The sequence below is a fragment of the Nocardioides immobilis genome (assembly GCF_003515065.1).
Taxonomy (GTDB): Bacteria; Actinomycetota; Actinomycetes; order Propionibacteriales; family Nocardioidaceae; genus Nocardioides; species Nocardioides immobilis.
In genome coordinates this window covers 13,551-35,582 of sequence record NZ_QXGH01000021.1, presented here as the reverse complement: position 1 = coordinate 35,582, position 22,032 = coordinate 13,551, and the positions used below count along the sequence as shown (strand labels likewise).

25 protein-coding genes are annotated in these 22,032 nt (G+C 72.1%); 9 read left to right on the top strand and 16 right to left on the bottom strand.

The window, feature by feature from the left end; all coding sequences use genetic code 11:
* Position 1: 1 nt before the first annotated feature.
* Both D0Z08_RS17250 and D0Z08_RS17245 read right to left on the bottom strand, forming a co-directional pair.
* Positions 2–604 (bottom strand): ClpP family protease, encoded by a 603-nt coding sequence (locus D0Z08_RS17250; protein WP_118926495.1) that lies wholly within the window; start codon positions 602–604, stop codon positions 2–4.
* Positions 601–1,221 carry a ClpP family protease gene (locus tag D0Z08_RS17245; protein ID WP_118926494.1) on the bottom strand — a complete coding sequence of 207 codons (621 nt, stop codon included), beginning with the start codon at positions 1,219–1,221 and terminating at the stop codon, positions 601–603. The genes D0Z08_RS17250 and D0Z08_RS17245 overlap by 4 nt, the downstream gene beginning before the upstream one ends.
* Before the next feature lie 145 nt (positions 1,222–1,366).
* On the opposite strand from D0Z08_RS17245, the gene D0Z08_RS17240 reads away from it, so the two are divergent.
* The 4 genes from D0Z08_RS17240 (at position 1,367) to D0Z08_RS17225 (ending at position 6,849) form a co-directional block, all read left to right on the top strand.
* On the top strand, positions 1,367–2,587 hold the full coding sequence (locus D0Z08_RS17240) for a GNAT family N-acetyltransferase (RefSeq protein ID WP_182481361.1): 1,221 nt from the start codon (positions 1,367–1,369) through the stop codon (positions 2,585–2,587).
* 1 nt (position 2,588) lies between these two features.
* Entirely contained in the window at positions 2,589–3,386 is a 798-nt protein-coding gene (locus D0Z08_RS17235) for a putative protein N(5)-glutamine methyltransferase (RefSeq protein WP_245994068.1), read from the top strand.
* A 143-nt stretch (positions 3,387–3,529) separates the two neighbouring features.
* Positions 3,530–5,362, top strand: a complete 1,833-nt coding sequence (locus D0Z08_RS17230; protein ID WP_147381450.1) for a PA domain-containing protein — start codon at positions 3,530–3,532, stop codon at positions 5,360–5,362.
* A 191-nt stretch (positions 5,363–5,553) separates the two neighbouring features.
* Positions 5,554–6,849 carry a hemolysin family protein gene (locus D0Z08_RS17225; RefSeq protein WP_245994066.1) on the top strand — a complete coding sequence of 432 codons (1,296 nt, stop codon included), beginning with the start codon at positions 5,554–5,556 and terminating at the stop codon, positions 6,847–6,849.
* A gap of 11 nt (positions 6,850–6,860) precedes the next feature.
* Here the strand turns inward: D0Z08_RS17225 and D0Z08_RS17220 are convergent, their stop codons facing one another.
* The 4 genes from D0Z08_RS17220 to D0Z08_RS17205 form a co-directional block, all read right to left on the bottom strand.
* Entirely contained in the window at positions 6,861–7,202 is a 342-nt protein-coding gene (locus D0Z08_RS17220) for a DUF2784 domain-containing protein (RefSeq protein ID WP_182481360.1), read from the bottom strand.
* Between the two features lie 16 nt (positions 7,203–7,218).
* Positions 7,219–8,412: an ATP-binding protein gene (locus D0Z08_RS17215; protein WP_245994065.1), complete on the bottom strand. Its 1,194-nt coding sequence runs from the start codon at positions 8,410–8,412 to the stop codon at positions 7,219–7,221.
* Positions 8,413–8,495: 83 nt separating this feature from the next.
* Positions 8,496–8,750 carry a hypothetical protein gene (locus tag D0Z08_RS17210; RefSeq protein ID WP_118926490.1) on the bottom strand — a complete coding sequence of 85 codons (255 nt, stop codon included), beginning with the start codon at positions 8,748–8,750 and terminating at the stop codon, positions 8,496–8,498.
* Positions 8,751–8,781: 31 nt separating this feature from the next.
* Positions 8,782–9,036 (bottom strand): response regulator transcription factor, encoded by a 255-nt coding sequence (locus tag D0Z08_RS17205; protein ID WP_182481359.1) that lies wholly within the window; start codon positions 9,034–9,036, stop codon positions 8,782–8,784.
* Between the two features lie 83 nt (positions 9,037–9,119).
* Here D0Z08_RS17205 and D0Z08_RS17200 point away from each other — a divergent pair, with 83 nt between their 5' ends.
* Positions 9,120–9,611, top strand: coding sequence for a helix-turn-helix transcriptional regulator (locus D0Z08_RS17200; RefSeq protein WP_147381449.1), 492 nt, complete (start codon positions 9,120–9,122; stop codon positions 9,609–9,611).
* On the opposite strand, the gene D0Z08_RS17195 is transcribed toward D0Z08_RS17200, so the two are convergent.
* Positions 9,578–9,847, bottom strand: a complete 270-nt coding sequence (locus tag D0Z08_RS17195) for a response regulator transcription factor (protein ID WP_118926487.1) — start codon at positions 9,845–9,847, stop codon at positions 9,578–9,580. The two genes, D0Z08_RS17200 and D0Z08_RS17195, sit on opposite strands and share 34 nt — an antisense overlap.
* 115 nt (positions 9,848–9,962) lie before the next feature.
* Here D0Z08_RS17195 and D0Z08_RS17190 point away from each other — a divergent pair, with 115 nt between their 5' ends.
* Genes D0Z08_RS17190 through D0Z08_RS17180 form a run of 3 tightly spaced genes read left to right on the top strand, consistent with a single transcriptional unit; the run spans position 9,963 to position 13,691 of the window.
* Positions 9,963–12,464 carry a helix-turn-helix transcriptional regulator gene (locus D0Z08_RS17190; RefSeq protein WP_118926486.1) on the top strand — a complete coding sequence of 834 codons (2,502 nt, stop codon included), beginning with the start codon at positions 9,963–9,965 and terminating at the stop codon, positions 12,462–12,464.
* 4 nt (positions 12,465–12,468) lie between these two features.
* Positions 12,469–13,347, top strand: coding sequence for an Fpg/Nei family DNA glycosylase (locus D0Z08_RS17185; protein ID WP_118926485.1), 879 nt, complete (start codon positions 12,469–12,471; stop codon positions 13,345–13,347).
* Positions 13,348–13,361: 14 nt separating this feature from the next.
* Positions 13,362–13,691 (top strand): rhodanese-like domain-containing protein, encoded by a 330-nt coding sequence (locus D0Z08_RS17180; RefSeq protein ID WP_118926484.1) that lies wholly within the window; start codon positions 13,362–13,364, stop codon positions 13,689–13,691.
* A gap of 10 nt (positions 13,692–13,701) precedes the next feature.
* On the opposite strand, the gene D0Z08_RS17175 is transcribed toward D0Z08_RS17180, so the two are convergent.
* The 6 genes from D0Z08_RS17175 to aat form a co-directional block, all read right to left on the bottom strand.
* A complete protein-coding gene (locus tag D0Z08_RS17175; protein WP_118926483.1) occupies positions 13,702–14,262 on the bottom strand; it encodes a hypothetical protein in 561 nt (186 codons plus the stop codon).
* Positions 14,263–14,321: 59 nt separating this feature from the next.
* Positions 14,322–14,762: a hypothetical protein gene (locus tag D0Z08_RS17170; protein WP_118926482.1), complete on the bottom strand. Its 441-nt coding sequence runs from the start codon at positions 14,760–14,762 to the stop codon at positions 14,322–14,324.
* A 52-nt stretch (positions 14,763–14,814) separates the two neighbouring features.
* A complete protein-coding gene (locus tag D0Z08_RS17165) occupies positions 14,815–15,249 on the bottom strand; it encodes a hypothetical protein (protein WP_118926481.1) in 435 nt (144 codons plus the stop codon).
* A 209-nt stretch (positions 15,250–15,458) separates the two neighbouring features.
* Complete coding sequence (locus D0Z08_RS17160) at positions 15,459–15,923, bottom strand: hypothetical protein (protein WP_118926480.1); 465 nt, start codon at positions 15,921–15,923, stop codon at positions 15,459–15,461.
* A gap of 140 nt (positions 15,924–16,063) precedes the next feature.
* A complete protein-coding gene (locus D0Z08_RS17155) occupies positions 16,064–16,561 on the bottom strand; it encodes a hypothetical protein (protein WP_118926479.1) in 498 nt (165 codons plus the stop codon).
* Positions 16,562–16,572: 11 nt separating this feature from the next.
* Positions 16,573–17,301, bottom strand: a complete 729-nt coding sequence (aat, locus tag D0Z08_RS17150; RefSeq protein ID WP_118926478.1) for a leucyl/phenylalanyl-tRNA--protein transferase — start codon at positions 17,299–17,301, stop codon at positions 16,573–16,575.
* 61 nt (positions 17,302–17,362) lie between these two features.
* On the opposite strand from aat, the gene D0Z08_RS17145 reads away from it, so the two are divergent.
* Positions 17,363–18,067: an EcsC family protein gene (locus D0Z08_RS17145; RefSeq protein ID WP_118926477.1), complete on the top strand. Its 705-nt coding sequence runs from the start codon at positions 17,363–17,365 to the stop codon at positions 18,065–18,067.
* A 94-nt stretch (positions 18,068–18,161) separates the two neighbouring features.
* Here D0Z08_RS17145 and D0Z08_RS17140 read toward each other — a convergent pair whose 3' ends face one another.
* Genes D0Z08_RS17140 through D0Z08_RS17130 form a run of 3 tightly spaced genes read right to left on the bottom strand, consistent with a single transcriptional unit; the run spans position 18,162 to position 22,025 of the window.
* Complete coding sequence (locus D0Z08_RS17140) at positions 18,162–19,259, bottom strand: hypothetical protein (protein WP_118926476.1); 1,098 nt, start codon at positions 19,257–19,259, stop codon at positions 18,162–18,164.
* On the bottom strand, positions 19,256–20,209 hold the full coding sequence (locus D0Z08_RS17135) for a hydroxymethylglutaryl-CoA lyase (RefSeq protein WP_118926475.1): 954 nt from the start codon (positions 20,207–20,209) through the stop codon (positions 19,256–19,258). Before D0Z08_RS17135 ends, D0Z08_RS17140 begins: the two co-directional genes overlap by 4 nt.
* The gene (locus tag D0Z08_RS17130; RefSeq protein WP_118926583.1) at positions 20,202–22,025 is read right to left on the bottom strand and encodes an acetyl/propionyl/methylcrotonyl-CoA carboxylase subunit alpha; all 1,824 of its coding nucleotides are present in this window, start codon (positions 22,023–22,025) and stop codon (positions 20,202–20,204) included. Before D0Z08_RS17130 ends, D0Z08_RS17135 begins: the two co-directional genes overlap by 8 nt.
* Between the last annotated feature and the right edge of the window lie 7 nt (positions 22,026–22,032).

Below are 22,032 nucleotides of genomic sequence, written 5' to 3'. Positions count from 1 at the left end.
GTCACGCCGCCTGGCCCTTCCGCGACTCGAGCACCGTGTCTGCGATCCCGTAGGCGACGGCGCCCGCCGCGTCGAGGATGAGGTCGCGGTCGGTGTCCTCCCGCAGCCGGGCCACGGGCTGCCCGGTGTGCTGCGCGAGCACCTCCTCCATCGTTGCCCGCAGCCGCGCGATCTCCTTGGCCTGCACGGCCAGGTCGGGCAGCGTCCCCTGCCCGCTGCCGGACGGCTGGTGCAGGATCACCCGCGAGCGCGGGAGCACCGACCGGCGGCCCGGAGCACCCGCCGCCAGCAGCACCGCCGCGGACGACGCGGCCTGCCCGACGCAGGTCGTGGCCACCGGGGCACGGACGAACTGCATCGTGTCGTAGATCCCGAGCATCGCCGTCACCGATCCACCGGGCGAGTTGAGGTAGAGGCTGATCGGGCTGTCGGGGCTGTCGGCCTCCAGGTGCAGCAGCTGCGCGATCACCACGTTGGCCACCCCGTCGTCGATCTCGGTGCCGATGTAGACGATCCGGTCGCTCAGCAGCCGGCTGTAGATGTCGACCGCCCGCTCGCCACGCACGGTCTTCTCGACCACGCTGGGGATCGTGTACTGGCTCATGCCAGACCCCCGAACGCCACCGACGGCCGCGCGGGGGCAACCGCCCGTACGTCGGTGAGGATCTCGTCGACGAAGCCGTAGTCCTTCGCCTCCTCGGCGGTGAACCACCGGTCGCGCAGCGCGTCCTTCTCGACCCGCTCGACCGGCTGGCCGGTGTGCTCGGCGATCAGGCCCATGAGGACCCGCTTGGTGTGCTCGAGGTTCTCGGCCTGGATCTCGATGTCGATCGCGGTCCCGCCGATCCCGGCGGAGCCCTGGTGGAGCAACACGCGGGCGTGGGGCAGCACGTAGCGCTTCCCCGGCGTACCGGCCGACAGCAGGAACTGGCCCATGCTGGCGGCCAGCCCCATCGCGAGGGTGCTCACGTCGTTGGGGATCATCCGCATCGTGTCGTAGATCGCCAGCCCCGCGGTCACCGAGCCGCCCGGACTGTTGATGTAGAGGCTGATGTCGCGGTGCGGGTCCTCGGCCGACAGCAGCAGCAGCGCCGCGCAGAGCCGGTTCGCGACGCGGTCGTCGACCTCCTGGCCGAGCACGATGATCCGCTGCCGCAGCAGCTGGGAGGTCAGCTGGTCGTCGACCATCAGGAGAGGTCGGTCGGGTGTGTTGGTGGTCATGGCTCCACGGTGCGCGAGGAGCGCGCCTGTCCCAATAGCTCTCTGCTGACGGCAGATCAGCCCGCAGCAGTACGGCGACCCGGCTCGTCGTACCGCCGACGAAAATCGGTGCCGGGCCGCTCGGGCCATGGCGCAGACTGGCGCGGTGACCGAGAGCCATGCGATTCCCCGGCCCACCGTCCGGCCACTCACCGTCGACGACTTCGAGGCGTCCGCCGCGCTCGGCATCGAGGCGTTCGGCGAGATCCCGGAAGGGGTGACCCGTCCGACGCGGGAGGGCTTCCCGGGAGCCGGCCGCCTCTGGTGGGGCGCGTTCGACGGCGAGGGCCGGTTGAGCGCACGGATGCTCCGGCGCGAGTACGACTCCTGGTGGCACGGCCGGACGCTGCCGACCAGCGGCATCGCCGGCGTCACGGTCGCTGCCGAGGCCCGCGGGGGCGGCCTGCTGCGCGAGCTCTTCCGCGCGGTGCTGGCGGCGTCGGTCGAGCGTGGCGACATCGTCTCGACGCTGTACCCGACGGCGCCGGGCATCTACCGCAGTGCCGGCTACGAGGTCGTCGCCATGCTCGAGACCGTCGAGGTCCCGACCGCCGAGCTGCAGCAGGTGCGGCGGCCGGTCGGCGTACGGACCCGCCGTGCGACGGTGGCCGACATGCCGGCCGTGCGCGCCCTCTACGACACCTGGGCCGCTGCCCAGAACGGGCCGCTCACCCGCCGCGGCCCCTCGTTCCTCACCACCGACGACGCCCTGGTGGCCGCGTTCACCGGCGTCACGCTCGCCGTCGATGACGCGGGCGACCCGGTCGGCTACTGCCTGTGGAACCGTGGTCGGGGGTACGGCGCCGGAGCGAAGATCGACGTCGTCGACCTGATCGCCACCACCGCCGACGGCTACCAGGCGCTGTGGCGACTGCTCGGCTCGTTCGCCAGCGTCGCGCCGCACGTGCACGTGGTGACGTCGGGGGCTGACGTCGCTCGCCTGCTGCTGCCGACGCTCGGCTGGCGGGTCGTCGAGAGCCGCCCCTACATGCTGCGACTGCTCGACATGCCCGCTGCGTTCGCCGCCCTCCCCGGGCCCGGCTTCCGCGCCGAGGTCGCGTTCCGCGTGCACCAGGACTCGATTGCAGGCACCGAGGGCGACTACCGCCTGCTCCTCACCGACGACGGCGTCGCCTGCGCGCCGGGGAACGGCGGTCGCGACATCGCGACGTTCACGCCGGGCGGCCTGGCGCTGTTGTGGTCGGGCGCGCAGACCTGCGCGAACATCCGGATGGCCGGCCTCCTCCAGGGCGGGACGCCCGAGGACGACGCGGTTCTCGACGCCGCGTGCGCCGGTCGGCCGCTGCACGTCCGCGACTACTTCTGAGGTGACCGTGCTGGACGCCGAGACGTACGACGGACTGGTCGCCCGTTTGCGCGCCGCGGGCTGCGTCTTCGCCGAGGACGAGGCGCGGCTGCTGCTGGAGGCGGCATCCGGCGACCGCCTGGAGAAGCTGGTCCTGCGCCGGGTCGCCGGCGAGCCGTTGGAGTACGTCGTGGGCTGGGTCGACTTCGCCGGGGTACGGGTCGTGCTCGACCCTGGCGTGTTCATCCCCCGGCAGCGGACCACGTTCCTGGTCGACCTCGCGGCGGCGGTTGTGCCTGCGGGAGCCCTGGTCGTCGACCTGTGCTGCGGGTCGGGCGCGCTCGGCCTTGCCATCCGGAGCCGGCATCCGAGTGTCGAGCTCCACGCGGCGGACCTCGACCCGGTCGCGGTCGCGTGCGCCCGGCGCAACCTCGAGCCGGTCGGCGGGACCGTCCACGAGGGTGACCTCGACGCCCCTCTCCCCGAGCGCCTCCGCGGCCGGGTCGACGTACTCGTGGCCAACGTTCCCTACGTGCCGTCCGCCGCGATCGCCCTGATGCCGCCGGAGTCCCGCGACCACGAGCCCCGCGACACGGTGGACGGCGGTGGCGACGGGCTCGACGTCGTACGACGGCTCGCCGCGCTCGCCCCTCGCTGGCTCGCCCCCGGCGGGACGGTCCTCGTCGAGACCGGCGCCGACCAGGCGCAGGCCGCCGCCGGAGTCTTCGCTGGTGCGGGTCTGCGCGCGGCGATCCACCACGACGAGGAACGCGGTGCAACCGTCGTCATGGCGACTTGCGAGGCCGGCGAATTCGGGTAGTGACCTGGGTCACAAAGAGGCGTACTTTGCTGGAGGCGGTCGCCCACCCCGGGGGCCGGTCTCGAGCAGGGGAGCAGCAGGTGGAACGCTTCAGGCGCAGTTCAGCGCGACAGCGGACAGTTCAGACGATCGCAGGGCTCAGCGTGTTGTCGCTGGTCCTTGTGACCCCGGGCGCGGCCCACGCGCATCCCGATCACGACCGCGGCGGCGGCAGCTTCCAGGAGCAGTTCCCAGGGGAAGGTGTCGTCTACGACAAGCAGCACGACGGCGACGTCGGGCACCTGCCGGCCCGCAACGACGGTGTCGACCTGATCGGGAAGGGAGAGGTCACCAACCCGAGCGGCGCCGGCAACACCGGCCGAGTCGCCGACGTGTCGGCCCACGACGGCTACGCGTACCTGACGGCATTCCGCGAGCCCACCTGCGAGGACGCCGGCGTGCACGTGATGGACATTCGCGACATCGCCAACCCGGTCGAGCTCACCGACTCCTTCATCCCGACCAGCCCCGGCTCGTACGCGGGCGAGGGCTCGCAGGTCATCGAGATCGGCAAGCGCGACGTCCTCATCCACCAGAACGAGACCTGTGACGCCACCTTGGTGCAGCCAGGCAAGGTGGGCGGCATCTCACTGTGGGACGTCACCGACCCCGGCGACCCGAAGCCGCTGGCGTTGCACGCCGGGGACAAGGACGGCGGCACCAACGCCAACACCGTGCACTCGATGTATGCCTGGCGCAACGTCTTCGACCGGCGCACCTACGTCGTGCTCGTCGACAACGAGGAGTTCCAGGACGTCGACATCATGGACATCACCGACCCGACGAACCCGGTGATGGTCAACGACACCCTCGACCTCGTCGCCCGCTTCGGCGTCGACCAGGACTCACCGAGCAACCTCACCTCGATCTTCAGCCACGACATGATGGTCTACCAGGTCGGCAAGCGCTACGTGATGTCGATGAGCTACTGGGACGGCGGCTACGTCCTTCTCGACGTCACCGACCCCCGTCCGGGCAGCGTGTCGTTGATCGCAGAGACCGACTACGCCCAGCTCGACGAGGAGCGGCTGGCACGCGGGCACGAGATCTCCCCGGAGGGCAACGCCCACCAGAACGAGCTCTCGCCCGACAGGAAGTTCATGCTGGCGACGGACGAGGACTTCAACCCGTTCCGTGGCGTCGCCACGATCGATGACGGCCCCTACGCCGGCACCGAGTACACCGCGGTGTCCGCGAGCGGGACCCCGCCCGTCCGGCCGGGCTCGCCGATCGAGGGTGACACCACGTTCGTCGGTCGCGCGTGCACGGCCGATCAGCCGCCCCCCAGCGGCAGCGGCATCGCTCTGGTCGAGCGCGGCGCCTGCCCGTTCCAGGAGAAGCTCAACAACATCACTGCGGCGGGCTACAGCGCCGGCATCGTCTTCAACAACGCGGCCGGCTGCGACGCCCTCGTCACGATGCTCGCTTCGGGGGGCATCCCGTTCCTGTTCGTCACCCGCACCACGGGACTGCAGATGCTGAACCAGGCCGACACGTCCTGCAGTGTGGCCACGCCGGCGCCCGGCGTGGACAGTGCCTCGACGTCGATCAAGTCGGTGTTCGACGGCTGGGGCTACGTGCGCCTGTTCGGCACCAACATCCCGAAGACCGGCGGGACGGGGTCGATCACCCAGATCGACACCTACGCGATTCCCGAGTCTCAGGACGTCGACTACGCCGAAGGGTTCGGGGACCTCTCCGTCCATGAGGTCGCGATGGACCCTGACGGCGGGATCGCCTACCTGTCCTACTACTCCGGCGGCCTCCGCGTGGTGGAGTACGGTCGCGGCGGCATCAAGGAGGTTGGCGCCTTCATCGACAACGGCGGCAACAACTTCTGGGGTGTCGAGATCTACCACCAGGACGGCGAGGAGTACGTCTTGGCCAGTGATCGTGACTTCGGGCTGTACGTCTTCCAGTACCAGCCGGGCGGCTGATCACGCGTCCCTCATCGAGTGCCGGGGCCGGACGACAGCGTCATGTCGTCCGGCCCCGGCTCATCTCCGGCCGCCGGGGAGAATCGTCGCTGGGACGGCACGCGCCCCGGTGGGGTTCCTAGACTCGGGGGCATGGACGAGGCTCGAAGGCGGTTCCGTTCACTCCCACGGGCGCCCAGGGGTGAGCGGGCGTGATCGACGGACAGACCTTCGTCAACCTCGGCCTGGTCGTGGTCTTCGTCCTCGTCGGCGGCGTCTTCGCGGCGACGGAGATCGCGCTCGTGTCGCTGCGCGAGAGCCAGGTCAACCAGCTCGACCAGCGGGGCGGGCGCGGCAAGCGAGTCGCCGCCATCGCTCGGGACCCGAACCGGTTCCTGTCGGCCGTCCAGATCGGCGTGACCGTCGCCGGCTTCTTCTCGGCCGCCTACGGTGGGTCGACCCTCGCGCCCGACGTGGCGCCGTACCTCGTCGACCTCGGCGTCGACGGCGACCTCGCCGACACCCTCGCCCTGGTCGCGATGACGCTCGTCATCGCCTACCTCTCGCTCGTGCTCGGAGAGCTGGTCCCGAAGCGGCTGGCGCTCCAGCGGTCGGTCCCGGTCTCGCTCGCCACCGGCCCGGTGCTGGACCGGTTCGCGACCCTGATGCGGCCGGTGATCTGGCTGCTCTCGGTGTCGACGGACGCGCTGGTCCGGCTGCTCGGTGGCGACCCGCACGCCACCAACGACGCGGTCAGCGAGGACGAGCTCCGCGACATCGTCAGCACCCACGAGGGCCTCGGCGACGACGAGCGCCAGATCCTCTCCGACGTCTTCTCCGCCACCCGCAGCACCCTCAAGGAGGTGATGCGGCCGCGCGGCGACGTCGTCTTCATCGATGGCGACACACCGCTCGCCGACGCGGTCAGCTGGGCGTCGGAGCAGGGCTACTCGCGCTACCCGGTGCTGGGCGCCAGCTTCGACGACGTGACCGGGTTCCTCCACGTCCGCGACCTGCTCGTGGTCGGGCCCGACGACCAGCGCACCGTCGCCGACGTCCAACGCGAGGTCCTGCACCTCCCCGGCACCAACCTGGTACTTCCCACGGTCTCTACGATGCGCAAGGACGGGACGCACCTCGCCGTGGTCGTCGACGAGTACGGCGGCACCGACGGCATCGTGACGCTCGAGGACCTGGTCGAGGAGGTCGTCGGCGACATCCGCGACGAGTACGACGAGCGCCCCTCCCCGACCTTCGACGAGCTCGGCGCCGGCACCGTCGTCGACGGCGGCCTCACCATCGAGGACTTCGCCGAGACGACGGGGATCGCGCTGCCCGACGGTGACTACCAGACGGCGGCCGGCTATGTCATCGCCCGGCTCGGCCGGGTCCCCGACGTCGGCGACTCCGTGGAGATCGGGCCCGCCCGGCTCGAGGTCGCGGGCATGGACGCCCGCCGGGTCACCCGGATCGCCGTCACCGCGATCGCCGCCGACGAGGGCGCCTGAGCGCGCGCCCGTCAGCGGTTGGCGAAGGCCAGCCAGGAGCCGACGACGAGGCCGCCGACGACGAGCTCGACCCGGCGGGCCCACCGCCGCGGGTAGAACCGGCCCTCGAAGTAGTGGGCGACGAACCCACGCTCGTCCAGGGTGGGCCGACCCGCGCCGGTCCTGCCCCAGTTCTCGATGCGCGACAGCGGGCAGGCCGCCCGGGTCGCCGCCATCCGACCGCCCCACAGGGCCGCGCCGAGGTGGGGCAGGAGGAGCCACGGGACCAGGCAGGCGAGGAAGCCACCGAGAACGGTGAAGCCGACGAACACCAGGTGAGTGGCCAGCGCCCCCAGCGCCACGAGTCGATGCACCTTCGGAGTGTAGGCCTCAGGCCTGGGTGCGCAGGTACCGCCCGAAGTGGGGCACGGTGAACGCGATCCTGCCCCGCTCACCGGAGTAGATGAGCCCCTTCTTCAGCAGGCTGTCGCGCGCGGGTGAGAGTGACTGGGGCTTCTTGCCCAGCACCAGGGCGACGTCGGCGGTGGCCACTGCGCCGACCGGGTCGATGCCCTCGTCGGCGTCGGCCATCGCCCGCAGGTAGTCGCGCTCCCCCGGTGTGGCCCGCTCGTAGCGGGAACCGAAGAAGCCGACCGCCAGCTCGCGCTCCGCCTCGGGGGCAGCGACGGTGACGTCGTCGGCCGTGATCGGCGCGCGCGGCGCCAGGTCCCACACCGCCTTGCCGTAGGCCTGGATGAAGTAGGGGTAGCCGCCCGTGGCGTCGTACATCGCGGCGAGCGCAGCTTCGTCGTACTCCGCGCCCTCCTCGGCGGCCGGCGCCGCCAGCGCCCGGTCGGCGGCCTCGCGGCCGAGGCGGTCGATCCGCTGGTAGGAGAACAGCCGCTCGGAGTAGGACTTCGACGCCGACAGTACGGCGGGCAGGTGCGGCAGTCCGGCGCCGACGACGATCACCGGGAGACCGCTCTGGCTGAGCTCGTGGCAGGCCGCGCAAAGCGCTGAGACGTCGGCCGGGCCGAGGTCCTGCATCTCGTCGATGAACACGGCGACCCCGAGCCCCTTGTCGGCCGCGAGTCCGCCGACGTCGGACAGCAGCTCGACCAGGTCGATCTCGATGTCGCCGGAGTCGGCGCGGCCGCGCACCGCAGCGGACGAGATGCCGGGGCTCCACTTCTCCTTGAGCTTCGCGTCCGCGCCGGCCTCGCGCTCGGCGAACGAGCGGATCACGCCGAGCACGTGGTCGACCTCGTCCGGGTTCGGGTGGCCGAGCTCGCGCACGGCCTGGTGCAGCGCCCCGGACAACGGCCGGCGCAGCGACTGGTCGGGGCGTGCCTCGAGCTTGCCGGTGCCCCAGCCCTTTCGGACCGCGGCCGAGCGCAGCGCGTTGAGCAGGACCGTCTTCCCGACTCCGCGCAGACCGGTCAGCACCAGCGACCGCTCGGGGCGGCCGCGAGCCACCCGTTCGAGCACGACGTCGAAGGCGGTGAGCTGCTCGTCGCGGCCGGCGAGCTCGGGCGGTCGCTGGCCGGCTCCGGGCGCGTAGGGGTTCCGGATCGGGTCCACCATCGGACCGTATCGGCGTTTCTAGCAGAGCCCCTAGATTCGCCTAGCGTGTCGCATCGACGGGCCGGGCCATGCTCAGAAGGCGCTCAGCCGGTGTCGCCGAGAGCCGGGCGCACCGACGGGACGGCGTGGCGCTGGCGGAGCACGTTGACCAGCGTGTCGACCAGGTCGGCGACGTCATCGCCGGCCAACCGGAACGACCCGGTGCAGACGTTGTCGCGCCACAGCGACACGACGACGAGGTCGGCCTCCTCGTGCCAGCTCACCCGCAGTGCGCGCTCGTCGCCGCGGGCGTCGAAGAAGATCGAGCCCGTCCGCGGCAGCGGACGTACGGCGGTCATCGGTCCATCATGCGCCGACAGGGACCGCCTGTCACCAGGGAGTCGCGTCCCCCGGCTGGACGAACCCGCTCTGGTAGGCCTCGGCCACGGCCTGCGACCGGTCCCGGACCCCCATCTTGGCGACCAGCCCGGCGACGCGCGCACGAGCCGCCGAGGTCGAGACCCCCATCTCCTCGGCGATCTCGCCGTATGTCCGGCCACCCACCAAGAGCCGAAGCACCGCCACGTCCCCCGACGAGAGCCGCGTCAGCCACGGCGCGGACGGGCGGAACTCATAGACCGGCACGACAACCACCCTGCCGCCGGGAGCCCGCGCGGTCATCGTGCAGATGCGCCACATGCCGGCGCCGACCCTGGCACCATGCAGAGGTGGTGTCCCTGGTCGTGTGCACGACGACGCACGCCCTGGCCGAGGCGGAAGCGACCGTCGCGCCCGGGTCGATGACCCGCGCGTCCCTGGTCGACGCCACCACCGCGTCCTCGATCGTGCTGGCCGCGGCCCGTGGCAGCGACCTGCTCGTCGACGCCTCGCAGGCGCCGGAGGGCGTGCGGGCGCAGCTGCTCGAGGACCTGCGCCGCATCGGAGAGGTCCGCGTCGACCCGCTCCCCCGTGAACACCCCACCGCACCGTCTCCCGAGTCTCCGCAGGTTCCCCCGATCAGCCAGGAGGCACGGGAGCTCCTCGAGCTGCTCGCCGACGGCCTCACCCTCGGCACCGCCGCCGAGAGGCTGAACCTCTCCCGCCGTACGGCGGACCGCCGGCTCGCCTCCGCACGACGCGCGCTCGGCGCTCGTACGACCGCGCAGGCCATCGCTGCCTGGCGCGCTCAACGAGCGGGTACGACGACGCCGGTCTCGTAGGCGACGACGACCGCCTGCACCCGGTCGCGCACCTCGAGCTTGGTGAGCACCTTGGCGACGTGCGTCTTCACGGTCGGCAGGCTCACCCAGAGCTCGGCGGCGATCTCTGCGTTGGAGCGGCCCCGGGCGACGAGTTCGAGCACCTGCCACTCACGGCGCGTGAGACGGTCGAGCCCGGGCCACCAGGCGGCGGCCTGCTGCTGGTTCATCAGGGGGAGAATCGCGGTCTGACTCATGGGTCAACGGTGCGCCGTACGGGAGCCGAGTTCATCCTGCAGTTGCGCCAACCTGCGGCCGGGTGTCTTCGCCGAAACCGGGACGGGGCGGACCGGAACTGCCTACGGTACGAGCGTGCTGGTCGGCCGGGCGTCGCTGTTGTCCGACCTCCGGGCGCGCATCGACGAGGGCGGCGCGGTCGTGCTGACCGGTGATGCCGGCCAGGGCAAGACCACGGTGGTCGAGGCGCTGACGGCGGAGCAGGACGCCACGGCGTACGTCGGCGGCGCGCTCTCCACCCTGACCTGGCTCCCGTTCCTCCCCCTCGCCCGGGCCGTCGGCCGGCCCGACCTGTCCGGCGACCTGGAGCAGGTGGCGGCCGTGGTCGCCGAGATTGTCGGCGAGGGACTCCTCGTGGTGGAGGACCTGCACTGGTCCGACGACTCCACCCTCGCCGTGCTCGGCCGGCTCGCCGGCACCACCACGATGCTGCTCACCAGCCGCCAGCAGGGACTTCCCGAGCACCTCGCAGACCACGGCATCGACGAGGTCCCCCTGCCGGCGCTCGGTCCCGGCGACGCCTTCGAGGTCGTCCGCTCGGTCCGTCCGGACCTGGACCCCGCAGGCGTTGCCGCCGTGGTCGGGCGGGCCGAGGGCAACCCGCTGCTCCTGCACGAGCTCGCGACGGGAAGCACGAACCTGCGCACCTCGGTCCTGGCCCGCGTGGCCCGGTTGTCCCCCACCGCAGTGGAGTGGCTCGAGCGGCTGGCGCTGATCCAGCGCCCCGCCCGCCAGGACTACTTCCCGCGTCCCGTCCTCGACGAGCTCGACGCCGTCCAGCTGGTCCGCCGCGGCCCGGGTGAGCCGCCGACGGTCTCGATCCGGCACGCCACCATCGCCGACATCCTGATCGGCGACCTCCCACCGGACCGGCTCCGCCTCCGCCACCTGCAGCTCGGCACCGTCATCGCCGACCCGGCCGAGGCCGCCCACCACCTCGAGCAGGCCGGCGAGCTCGACCGGGCTCGGGACGCCGCCCTGGCCGCCGCCGAGAACGCTCGCGGCCTGATCCGGGCCCACCTGCTGGCCGTGGCCGCCCGGTGCTCCACCGGCCCGGGCACCGTGCAGCTCCGGCTCGACGCGGCCGACGCCCTGCAGAGGGCGGCCGACCCGGGCGCGGCCGAGGCCGTGCTCGAGGCTGTGCTCGACGCGGTCGAGGACGACGACGACGCGACCCGGGCCAGAGCGTTGATGATCCGGGCCCGCACCCGGTGGTACCTGCTCGACGACGACGCCGCCCGCGCCGCGATCGAGGAGGCGCTGAGCTGCGCCGAACGGGTCGGCGGTGCGCTGGAGGCCGAGGTGCGGGTCGAGACCGCGCGGACCCTGACGTTCGCCGGTGACGCCGAGCGCGCCGTGGCCGAGGCCGAGCGCGCACTGGCCGCCACCCATGACCTGGGCCTCCGGTGTGCCCGGGCGCACCTGGCGCTGGGGACGGCGTCGTACTACGTCAGCAGCCCCCGCTGGGAGCCAGAGTGGACGAAGGCCGGCGAGCTGGCAGTGACCGAGGGTGACGCTGAGACCGAGCTGATCGCCGGCAACAACATCGCCGAGACCTACGTGGCCGACGGCCAGCTGTCGCGGGCGCTCGACCTGATCGACCGGATGCGCGACCGGGCCCGCGAGCTGGAGATGCTCGGCTGGGCGGAGCAGTTCGAGGTGTCGCGGGTGAACGCGTCGGCCCACACCGGCGAGCCACGGGACATCGTCGCCGCGGCCACGGAGCTGCTCGGCAGGGCGATGGTTCCGCGTTCGCGCGACCAGGTCCAGCAGGTGCTGATCTACGCCCTCATCGACCTCGGCCAGGGACACCTCGCCAGCACGAGCATGGCGGTCGGTGCGCAGACCGAGGGCGTCGCGCAGGCGTCGTACCTCCTGATCCAGGCGGAGCAGGCCCTCGCCGAGGGCCGGAACGCCGACGCGCGCCGGCTCGCTGACAGCGCGCTTCCCGGCACCGCCTCGGACGAGGTGCCGCTCACCCAGCGGATCCGTGCCTGGGCGACCTGGGAGGCCGGCGAGCAGTGGGCCGTCCCCGAGTTCCGGACGCGGGAGTTCACGGCCGGCTCGCTTCCCGAGCAGCAGGGGGTGTCGCTGTTCGACACCGACCCGGCTGCCGCGGCGGCACGGTTCGAGGAGGCCGCCCGGTTGTGGTCGCCGTACTACGTGCGCGCCGCGCTCCTCTGCCGCTGGGCCCAGGGCGAGGCACTGCGCCGGGCCGGCGACGAGGACCGGGCCCGTGACCTCCTCCTCGCCCTGGACGCCGAGCTCGAGGCCAGCGGCCGCAAGCCGCTCCAGCAGCGGGTGCGCCGGTCGCTCCGGCTGCTCGGCCACCGGGTGGCCGCGCCGCGCACCGAGCGCGGCGACCTGGGCCTCACCGGCCGCGAGCGGGAGGTGGTCGACCTGGTCGCCGGTGGCCTCACCAACGCCGAGATCGCCCGCCGGCTGGGGATCGGTCGCCCCACGGTCGTCCGCATCCTCTCCACCGCGATGACGACCCTGGGCGTGACCACCCGCGGCCAGGCTGCCGCCGTCGTCACCGCTGGTCGCGAGCCCGCGGCGTCGCAGGTCGTACGCTGATCCGGTGCCTGAGCTTCCCGAGGTCGAAGCACTGGCCCTGGACCTCCGGGGTCGGCTGACCGGTCGCGCGATCACCAAGGTCCACATCGCCGCGTTCAGCGCGCTCAAGACCTACGACCCGCCGCTGTCGGCGGTCGAGGGCACGCTCGTCGACGACGTACGACGGCACGGCAAGTTCCTCGACATCGAGGCCAGCGGCCTGCACCTGGTGTTCCACCTGGCGCGGGCCGGGTGGGTCCGGTGGCGTGACGAGGTGCCGGCCGTCCCACCGCGCCCGAGCACGAAGTCGACCCTCGCCGTCCGGGTCGTCCTCGACGAGCAGGACGGGCTGTCGCCGGGACTGGACGTGACCGAGGCCGGCACCAAGAAGTCGCTCGCGCTCTACCTGGTCCGCTCCCCTGCCGATGTCGCGGGCATCGCCCGGCTCGGTCCCGACCCGCTCGACGACGCCTTCACCAAGGACGCGCTCGCCACCATCCTCGAGGCCGAAGGGCGCAAGCAGCTCAAGGGGGTGCTGCGCCACCAGGGCACGATCGCCGGCATCGGCAACGCGTACTCCGACGAGATCCTGCACGCGGCACGGATGAGCCCGTTCAAGCCCGCCGGCACGCTGACCGACGACGAGCTCACGACCCTCTTCGCCGCGATCAAGGACACCCTCGGCGACGCCGTCGACCGCTCCCGCGGGCTCGCCGCGAGCGAGCTCAAGGCCGAGAAGAAGTCGAACCTCGCCGTCCACGGGCGCACCGGGCAGGCGTGCCCGGTGTGTGGCGACACGGTGCGCGAGGTCTCGTTCGCCGACTCGAGCCTGCAGTACTGCCCCACCTGTCAGACCGGCGGCAAACCGCTCGCCGACCGCCGCATGAGCAAGCTGCTGAAGTAGAAGAGGTCCCCCGAGTGCGCATCCCCACCGTGTCGATCGACGGCATCCCCGACCCGCTGCCGGAGCAGCTGACGGTCATCGACGTCCGCGAGGACCAGGAGTGGGCCGCCGGCCACATCGACGGCTCCGTCCACATCCCGCTCTACGAGCTCCCGTCGCGACTCGACGAGATGCCCGAGGGCCAGATCCTCGTCGTCTGCAAGGTGGGCGCGCGCTCGGCACAGGCCGTCGCCTACCTCGCGCAGCAGGGGCACGACGCCTTCAACCTCGACGGCGGGCTGCTCGACTGGCAGGCAGCCGGCCGGGAGCTGGTCGGCGCCGGACCGACGCCGTACGTCGCCTGACCTCGCCCGGCTAGAGGCCGCAGTTCGACTGGAACCAGTCGAACGCCGACCCGACGGCCTCACGCTGGTCCGGGCTGAGCTTGCCCTCGACAGCCTCGATCTCGGCGTAGGTCGGCTCGTCGGGTAGCTCCAGGACCAGCTCCGCGAGCGCACCGACACCGCGCCAGGCGCGTTCGGACAACCCCGGCGGGCGCCGCAGGTCCGGCACCTGCGCCGCGAACTCCTTCATCACCGGCCCGATCGTCGCCGCGACCGCGTCGCGGTCGGTGGTGCTGTCGGCGGCCTCCTTGATGGCGCTGACCATCTCGGCGTACGGCGTGCACACCGCCGCCACAGCGTCCGGCAGGTCGGGCGGGGCGCTCGTCGGCTCGTCGGTCGGCTCGTCCGTCGGGTCGGAGGTCCCGTCCGTGCCCTCGTCCGTCGGCTGCTCGTCCGGTCCGGTGGCGACGACGGACGGGCCGTCGTCGTCGGCGTCGCTGTCGCCGGAGCAGCCGCCCGTGAGCACCGCCGTGGGTAGGAGAAGCAGCAGCGGAACGAGGGTCGCGAGGTGCGAGCGGAGGTGGAGGCGCATCCCTTTCATCGTCGCACGCCGCTCAATGCCCGACCGCCGGCGACGAGGCCGGGTGCCGGTCAGCTCGACGTCGGCCCGGGAACGTCGATCGTGGTGTCGGGGACGCAGGTCTCGGCCACGTACGCGTTGTAGGCGTCGACCTCCTCCTGCTCGTCCTCCGAGAGGTCGTCCGTGACCTCTGCCGCGTCGCCGAGGTTCTCGAAGTCGTCAGGGTCGAGGTCGCCGAGGTAGTCGACGGTGACCTCGAAGCCCTTGCGGGCGTCCTCCGGGATGCCCTCCGGAGTGCCGACCTCCTCCAGGTCCTCGGACCAGGACGCGAACCCGTCGACGATCTGCTCGCCGTCCGCGTCGTCAGGAAGGTCCTCGGCCCACGACCGGTCGTTGGCCACCTCGCAGAAGGCGGGCTTGGACGCATCCGTGGGAGGACCCCCGCAGGCGCTCAGGGAGAGGGCGAGCAAGGCGGTGGCGGCCACGGCGGCCGGGAGCGGGATCCGTGTCACGCGAGCACCCTAGGGGACGTCGCGGGTCCGGCCGTCTCAGCAAGCAGAGCCGTCAGCTGGCGGCCGGGTCCTCGGGCAGCTCGACGTCGGCGGCGCAGGTCTCGCCGGCGTACGCGCTGAACGCCGCGACGTCGTCCTCGTCGTCCTCGTACTTGTCCTCGATCGCCTTCTGCGCGTCCTCGTCCTCGAGGTCGTCCGCGTTGAGGTCGCCGAACACCTCGACATACACCTCGAAGCCCTTGCGGGCGTCGTCCGGGATGTCCTCGGGCGTGCCGACCTCTTCGAGCTCGTCCGCGTACTCGTTGGCAGCCTCGGCCTGGGCCTCGTAGTCCTCCGCATCGGCTTCGCCGAGGGCGGAGATGCCGTTGTAGGCCTCGCAGAAGTCCTCTTCGGACGCGTCGGTCGGGGCTCCGCCACAGGCGCTGAGGGAGAAGGCGAGCAGCACGGCCGCGCCAACGGCGGCGGCGGGACGCTTGATCCGAGTCATGCGATTTCCTTTCGGGTGGCACCCCGTGCCGCGAGCACCGGGTGAACGAGTATGGGCCGGGACGGTGCCCCGAGATTGCCCGGCGCGTTCCTACCCATCGGGACGCACCCTATGCATCACCCGCCAGAAACAGGCGAACGAGGAACGGCTGACCGGAGAACAGCGCGGCCGGCCCCGACCGGGACCGGCCGCGTGCGAGTGGTCTCAGGTCACTCCGTCGGCGTGGGCAGGTCGGTGAGGTCCGTCGGGACGTCGGTCGGGACACCGAAGGACTCGGGGCACTTCTCGGCGCCGTACGCGAAGAACTTGTCGGCGTCCGCCTCGTCGTCCTCGCTGACACCGGGGATCTCGCCGTCCTCGCCGTCCTTGATGTCGTCGTAGTCGGCGTCGCCGACGGCCTCGACGAAGACCTCGAAGCCGTTGCGCTCGTCGTCGGAGATGTCCTCCGGCGTGCCGACCTCCTCGAGCTCCTCGACGGAGTCCTGGATGTCCTCCCACTGCTCCTCCGACGGATCTTCGAAGGAGGCGGCGACCAAGGGCTCGAACACGTCGGCGAGGGCCTTGCAGAAGTCCTCTTCCGAGGCGTCGGTGGGAGCTCCGCCACAGGCCGTGAGGGAGAACGCGAGAAGCACGGTGGCGCTGAGAGCAGCGGCCGGGCGCTTGATCCGGGTCATGGAGTTTCCTTTCGGGACGACGCCGGCGCCGCGTGCACCGGGTCTGGCGGGAGCAGCCCTCCCGAGGGAGCCTGCTCCCGGCAGACTATTGAGGACCTTCGGTTCCCGGAAGAGGTCCGGCCGTACGGCGCGTCGCGCCGTTACTCCGACGGGGACTCGGTGGGAGCGTCGGTGGGGACATCCGACGGCACGCCCTCGGCGACGCACTTCTCGGCGGCGTACGCGAAGAACGCCTCGATGTCGGCCTCGTCGTCCTTGTACTTCTCCTCGAGGTCCGCCTGGGCGTCCTCGTCCTCGAGGTCGTCGGCGTCGATCTCGTGGTAGGCCTCGACCAGGACCTCGTAGCCGTTGCGCGCGTCGTCCGGGATGCCCTCGGGGGTGCCGACGTCCTCGAGCGCGTCGGCGTAGCTGTGGAGGGCGTCGGCCTGGGCTTCGTAGTCGTCCTCGGCGACGTCCGTCAGGCTCGGGTCGTTGAACGCCTCGCAGAAGTCCTCCTCCGAGGCATCCGCCGCGGGGCCTTCCTGCTCCGAGGACGAGTCCTTGTTGTCCTTGTCATCGCCGTCGTCCCCGCAGGCGCTCAGGGAGAAGACGAACAGGGCGGCCGCGGTCGCGGCGGTACAGCGCTTGAGCGGAGTCATGTGGCCCGACCCTAGACGAAGGCCTCCGGGAGGGGTGTAGCCAGGAGGTCGGGGAGGCGTTCGACGTACTCCCGCCGTGCGATCTCCTCGACGCCCAGGCTGGCCAGGTGGGGGGTGGACCACTGGACGTCGATCAACCGGCGCCCGGCGTGGGCGTCGGTGAGCCGCGCGACGAGGCCGACCAGGGCGACCTTCGACGCGTCCCGGCTCCGGTGGAACATCGACTCGCCGGCGAACAGCCCGCCGAGCGCCACGCCGTACAGACCGCCCGCGAGCCTGCCGTCCTGCCAGGCCTCGACCGAGTGGGCCCAGCCGAGCCGGTGCAGCTCGCCGTACGCCGCCCGGATGGCGTCGTCGATCCACGCCCCGGGCCGACGGGGGTCGCCGCACGCGGCAACGACCTCGTCGAACGCGGTGTCGACCCGGATCTCGAAGTCCCGCACCGACCGCCGCAGGGACCGGGACACGTGCAGTCCGTCGAGGCGCAGCACCCCCCGCTCGGCCGGGCACCACCAGCCGATGGCCGGGGGCCGGGTCCGGGCGCGCAGCCGCAGCCGGGGCTCCGGCATCGGGAACAGGCCCCGGCGGTACGCCGCCAGCACGGTGCCCGGCGCGAGGTCGGCGCCGACCGCGACCAGGTCGTCCTCCGACTCGAGCGCAGCCAGCTGCTCGAGGGAGGGCAGCTCCCACGGTGTCGGCGGCGGCTCGACCGGCCCCTGGCGGTTGGTCGGGTTGTCCATCGGGGCTGACGGTACGACGTCCGCGCGGCCGTGGGCTCCAGGGCACCCCTACGCTTTGCCCATGCGTCGCAGCCTCAAGAAGGGAATCGCCGTGGAAGCCGCTCGCGTCGTCGTCCCGAAGATCACCGAGCTCGCCCCCGGCCTCACCTCGTCGTTCGTGCGGCAGGCGCTGGACCGGGCAATCACCGGCATCGGCCCGCTGCCGCCCGCCGCCCAGGCGGCGGAGACCCAGCTGCGCGAGCAGCGCGGCAACGTCGACCGGGCGATCCACGAGCTGATCGAGAACCACGTCCGGTACGCCGGCGTCGGTGGGCTGGTGACCAACTTCGGAGGCCTGGTCACGACGGCCATCATCGCGCCGGCCAACATCACCGGGCTGGCGCTGATCCAGTGCCGGATGGTCGCCGGCATTGCGCACCTGCGCGGCTACGACCTCGACGACCCCCGGGTGCGCAACGCGATCCTCGTGGCGGTCCTCGGCGAGGACGCGGTCAAGAAGATGGTGAAGAAGCTGCAGCTGCCCGCGCCGCCGATGGCGCTCGCAACCGCGCCGTCCCACGACCCGATGCTCGACACCACGATCACCTCGGCCGTCGCCGCCGACCTGGTCAGCCGCGTGATCGGCAAGCGGCTCGCCACCACCCTCGGCAAGCGGGTGCCGGTGGTCGGCGGCCTGGTCGGCGCCGGAGCCGACGGCTACAGCACCTGGCAGGTCGGCCGGTACGCCGACCGCGAGTTCCTCCCCAAGGCCCAGCTGCCCCGCTGATTCGCCGAAGTGTCAGGGTTGGTCGCGCGAAGTGTCAGGTTTGGTCGCGCGAGGTGTCACACCTCGACCGACCAAGATCGACACTTCGGCGGGGTCAGGGCTCGAGGCGGCGCTTGAGCTCGCGGGTTGCGCGGAGGGCAATGCCGTGGGGGTCGGGGCGTCGTACGGCCTCGGCGGTCATGCTGCTCAGGGCGCCGACCGCAGCGCGGGTGACTGCCTGCTTCTTGACCCGGTCGGGGTTGTGCCAGACCTTGTCGGGATCGGGGCGCCGGGGGCGCAGCTCGTCGAGGTCGCCGATCACGTCGATGCCGCTCGCCTTGATCCACTCCAGCGAGCGCTCGGTGCGCTCCTCGACCCAGTCGTAGTTGTCGGGCCGGAGGGTGACCGGCGCCGACCGGTGGTGGAACAGGGTGCCGTCGGCGACCATCCGGCGGAGCAGGTCGTCGTACTCCCCCTCGCGAGCGACCTTGCGGCCCAGCGCCTGGTTGAGGTGGCGGAGCACCTGGGTCTCGGCGACGCCGAGCGACTTGTTGGTCGCCTCGCTGTCGACCGGCGCCCACGCCGGGTCGATGTCGAACGCCCGGCACATCCGGGTCCAGAGGCTGTCCTCCGGGTCGGCGGCCGCGCTGTCCTTGGCGGGTACGACGACGAGGTGGATGCGCTCCGGCGGCACCGCGAATCCCCACGACGAGAGCACGTCCGGGATGTCGAACGCCTGCATCATGAACGGCTTGCCCATCCGTGAGCGGCGGAGGAACTTGCGGAACGTCCACGAGCGGCCCTGCTTGATGCTCTCCTGCCAGGCGGCGGCCAGCTGTCGGGCCAGGTCCCGGGCCGAGTAGACGATGTGGACCTCGCTCCCGGAGAGGTCCTTCATCGCGCGCTCGATCACCTTCGCCGGTGCGGGCGCGAGGATCTCGTGGCTGATGATCACGTTGCCGTCGAGCCGGCGGGTACGACGCATCAGCGCGTCCCAGGCGCCGTCGGCGTGACCAGGAGCGCCGCCCCAGTCCTGCTCGGTGAGGTCGAGCGCCGCCCGGAACTGCGAGAGCTCAGGCCGCGAGAGCCGCGACGTCGACGGGAAGTGGACGCCATGGTCCGCGAGGGTCTTGGTGTTGCGCCCCAGCCGCGTCTGGATGTAGGTCGTCCCCGTCTTCGGCGCACCGATGTGCAGGTGAACGACCCTGGTCATGCAGGTGATTGTGCCAGCGCGCGCACCACGGCCGACGGGCTGGGCCGCCCGAGGTGGCCGGCCATCCAGGTGCTGGCGTCGACGACCGCGCGCAGGTCGACCCCGTGCTCGATGCCGAGACCGGTCAGGAACCACACCAGGTCCTCGGTCGCGAGATTGCCGGTGGCGCTCTTCGCGTAGGGACAGCCGCCCAGGCCCCCCGCTGAGGCGTCGTACGTCGTCACGCCCGCCTGCAGGCCCGCGTGCACGTTGGTCAGGGCCTGGCCGTAGGTGTCGTGGAAGTGCAGTGCGAGCCGGTCGGCGGCCACTCCGGCGGCGGCGAAGCCCGCGACGAGCGCCCTGACCTGGCCGGCGGTGGCGACGCCGATCGTGTCGCCCAGGCTGAGCTGGTGGCAGCCCAGGTCGAGCAACCGCCTGCCGACGGCGACCACCTGGTCGACCGGCACCGGCCCCTCCCACGGGTCGCCGAAGCACATCGAGACGTAGCCGCGGACGTCGACGCCGGAGGCAACCGCCCGTGCGACGGTCGGCTCGAACATCGCGAACTGCGTCTCGAGCGTGCGGTTCAGGTTCTTGGCCGCGAACGTCTCGGTCGCGGAAGCGAACACCGCCACGTGGCGCAGCCCCAGCTCGAGCGCCCGGTCGAGGCCGCGGTCGTTGGGAACCAGGACGGGAAGGTCGCGCGCCGTGTCGCCGATCTCGGCGGTCAGCCCGGTCATCAGCTCAGCAGCGTCGGCCAGCTGGGGCACCCACTTCGGGTGCACGAAGCTGGTCGCCTCGACGATCGGCAGGCCGGCCGCGAGCAGGCGGCGGACGAACGCGGCCTTCACCTCGGTCGGCACCAGCGCCTGCTCGTTCTGCAGGCCGTCGCGCGGACCGACCTCGTAGATCGTCACCTTCGGCGGGAGGCCGGGTTCGGGGACCACCATCGGGAGGGCGAGGTCACTCATCGGACGCCTCCACGGTGAACAGTGCGTCGCCGAGCGCGACCTGAGCGCCGGTGACGGCGGAGACGGCGGTGACAACGCCGTCGTACGGCGCCTTGAGCGCGAGCTCCATCTTCATCGCCTCGACCACACCGAGCACATCACCAGCCGCCACGGTGGCGCCCTCGGCGACCCGGACGTCGAGCACGGTGCCGGGCATCGGCGCGACGACGGTGCCGCTGCCGACCTCGACGCCGTGGTCCGCGGCCGCGTCGGGCCGGTGGAAGACATAGCGCTGGCCCTGGTGGGCGAGCTCGACGCCGTACGGCGTGACGATCGAGATCGGGTGCTCGTTCGGCGGCGTTCCCAGCACGACCGACCCGTCCTCGAAGTCGACGCGGACCGGCGCGGGCGGGCCGCCCAGCCGGAAGCCGTCGGACGCGAACGGGCCGGCGGGCGTCGCGTGCGCCTGCTGCCAGGCGTGGGCGGCCAGGACCCGGGCGGGCTCCGGGTCCGGCGGCGCGATCTCCACCCGGTCGAGCCAGGCGGTGTCGATCGCGGCGTCCTCGAACTCCTGCCCTGCGGCCAGGCTCCGCAGGAAGCCGGTGTTGGTGGTGAGGCCGAGGATGACGGTGTCGTCGAGCGCGCGGACGAGGGTACGGCGGGCGCGCTCACGGTCCGGCGCGAAGACGACGACCTTCCCGAGCATGGGGTCGTACGACGTGCTCACGACCTGGCCGGGCTCGAGCGCGTGGTCGACGCGCGCCCGGAACGACCAGTGGACGGCCGTGGCCGTGCCGGCCTGCGGGAGGAAGCCGGCGTAGGGGTCCTCGGCGTAGATGCGGGCCTCGATCGCGTGGCCGAGCGGCACGATCTCGACCTGCCGGTGGCGCAGCGGATCGCCGACCGCGACGTGCAGCTGGGCCTCGACCAGGTCGACACCGGTCACCTCCTCGGTCACCGGGTGCTCGACCTGGAGCCGGGTGTTCATCTCGAGGAAGTAGAAGTCGCCCGTGTCGGCGTCGAGGAGGAACTCGACCGTGCCGGCGTTGGTGTAGCCGACCGCGCGGGCGAGCTCGACGGCTGCGGCGTGGATCCGCTCGCGGACGTCGTCGGGCAGCCGGGGTGCGGGCGCCTCCTCGATCACCTTCTGGTGGCGCCGCTGCACCGAGCACTCGCGGGTGAGCAGGTGGATCACGTCGCCGTGGGTGTCGCCGAGCACCTGGACCTCGATGTGGCGGCCGCGTTCGACGTACTTCTCCAGCAGCATGGTGTCGTCGCCGAACGCGCTCGCCGACTCACGCTTCGCCGCGGCGATGGCGTCGTCGAGATCGGCCGCGGAGCGGACGATCCGCATGCCCTTGCCGCCGCCGCCGGCGGCAGCCTTGACGAGGAGGGGGAAGTCCTTGGTCTCGAGGCTCGGTGCCAGCGCACCTCGCGCCTCGACCAGCGGGAACGACGGCACGACCGGCACTCCGGCCTCGACCGCGATCTCGCGGGCGGCGTCCTTGCGGCCCATCCGCTCGATCACCTCGGGGGTCGGACCCACCCAGGTGATGCCGGCGGCACCGACGGCGCGCGCGAAGCCGGCGTTCTCGGAGAGGAAGCCGTAGCCCGGGTGGATCGCGTCGGCACCCGCCTCCTTCGCCGCCGCGACGACGGCGTCGCTGTCGAGGTACGACGGCACCCGGACGGCGACGTCGGCCTCGCGGACGTGCGGCGCGGTGGCGTCGGCATCGGTGTAGACGGCGACGGTCCTGATGCCGTGGGCCTCGCAGGTGCGGAAGACACGGAGCGCGATCTCGCCGCGGTTGGCGACCAGCAGGGTCTGGATGTTCATGTCGGTC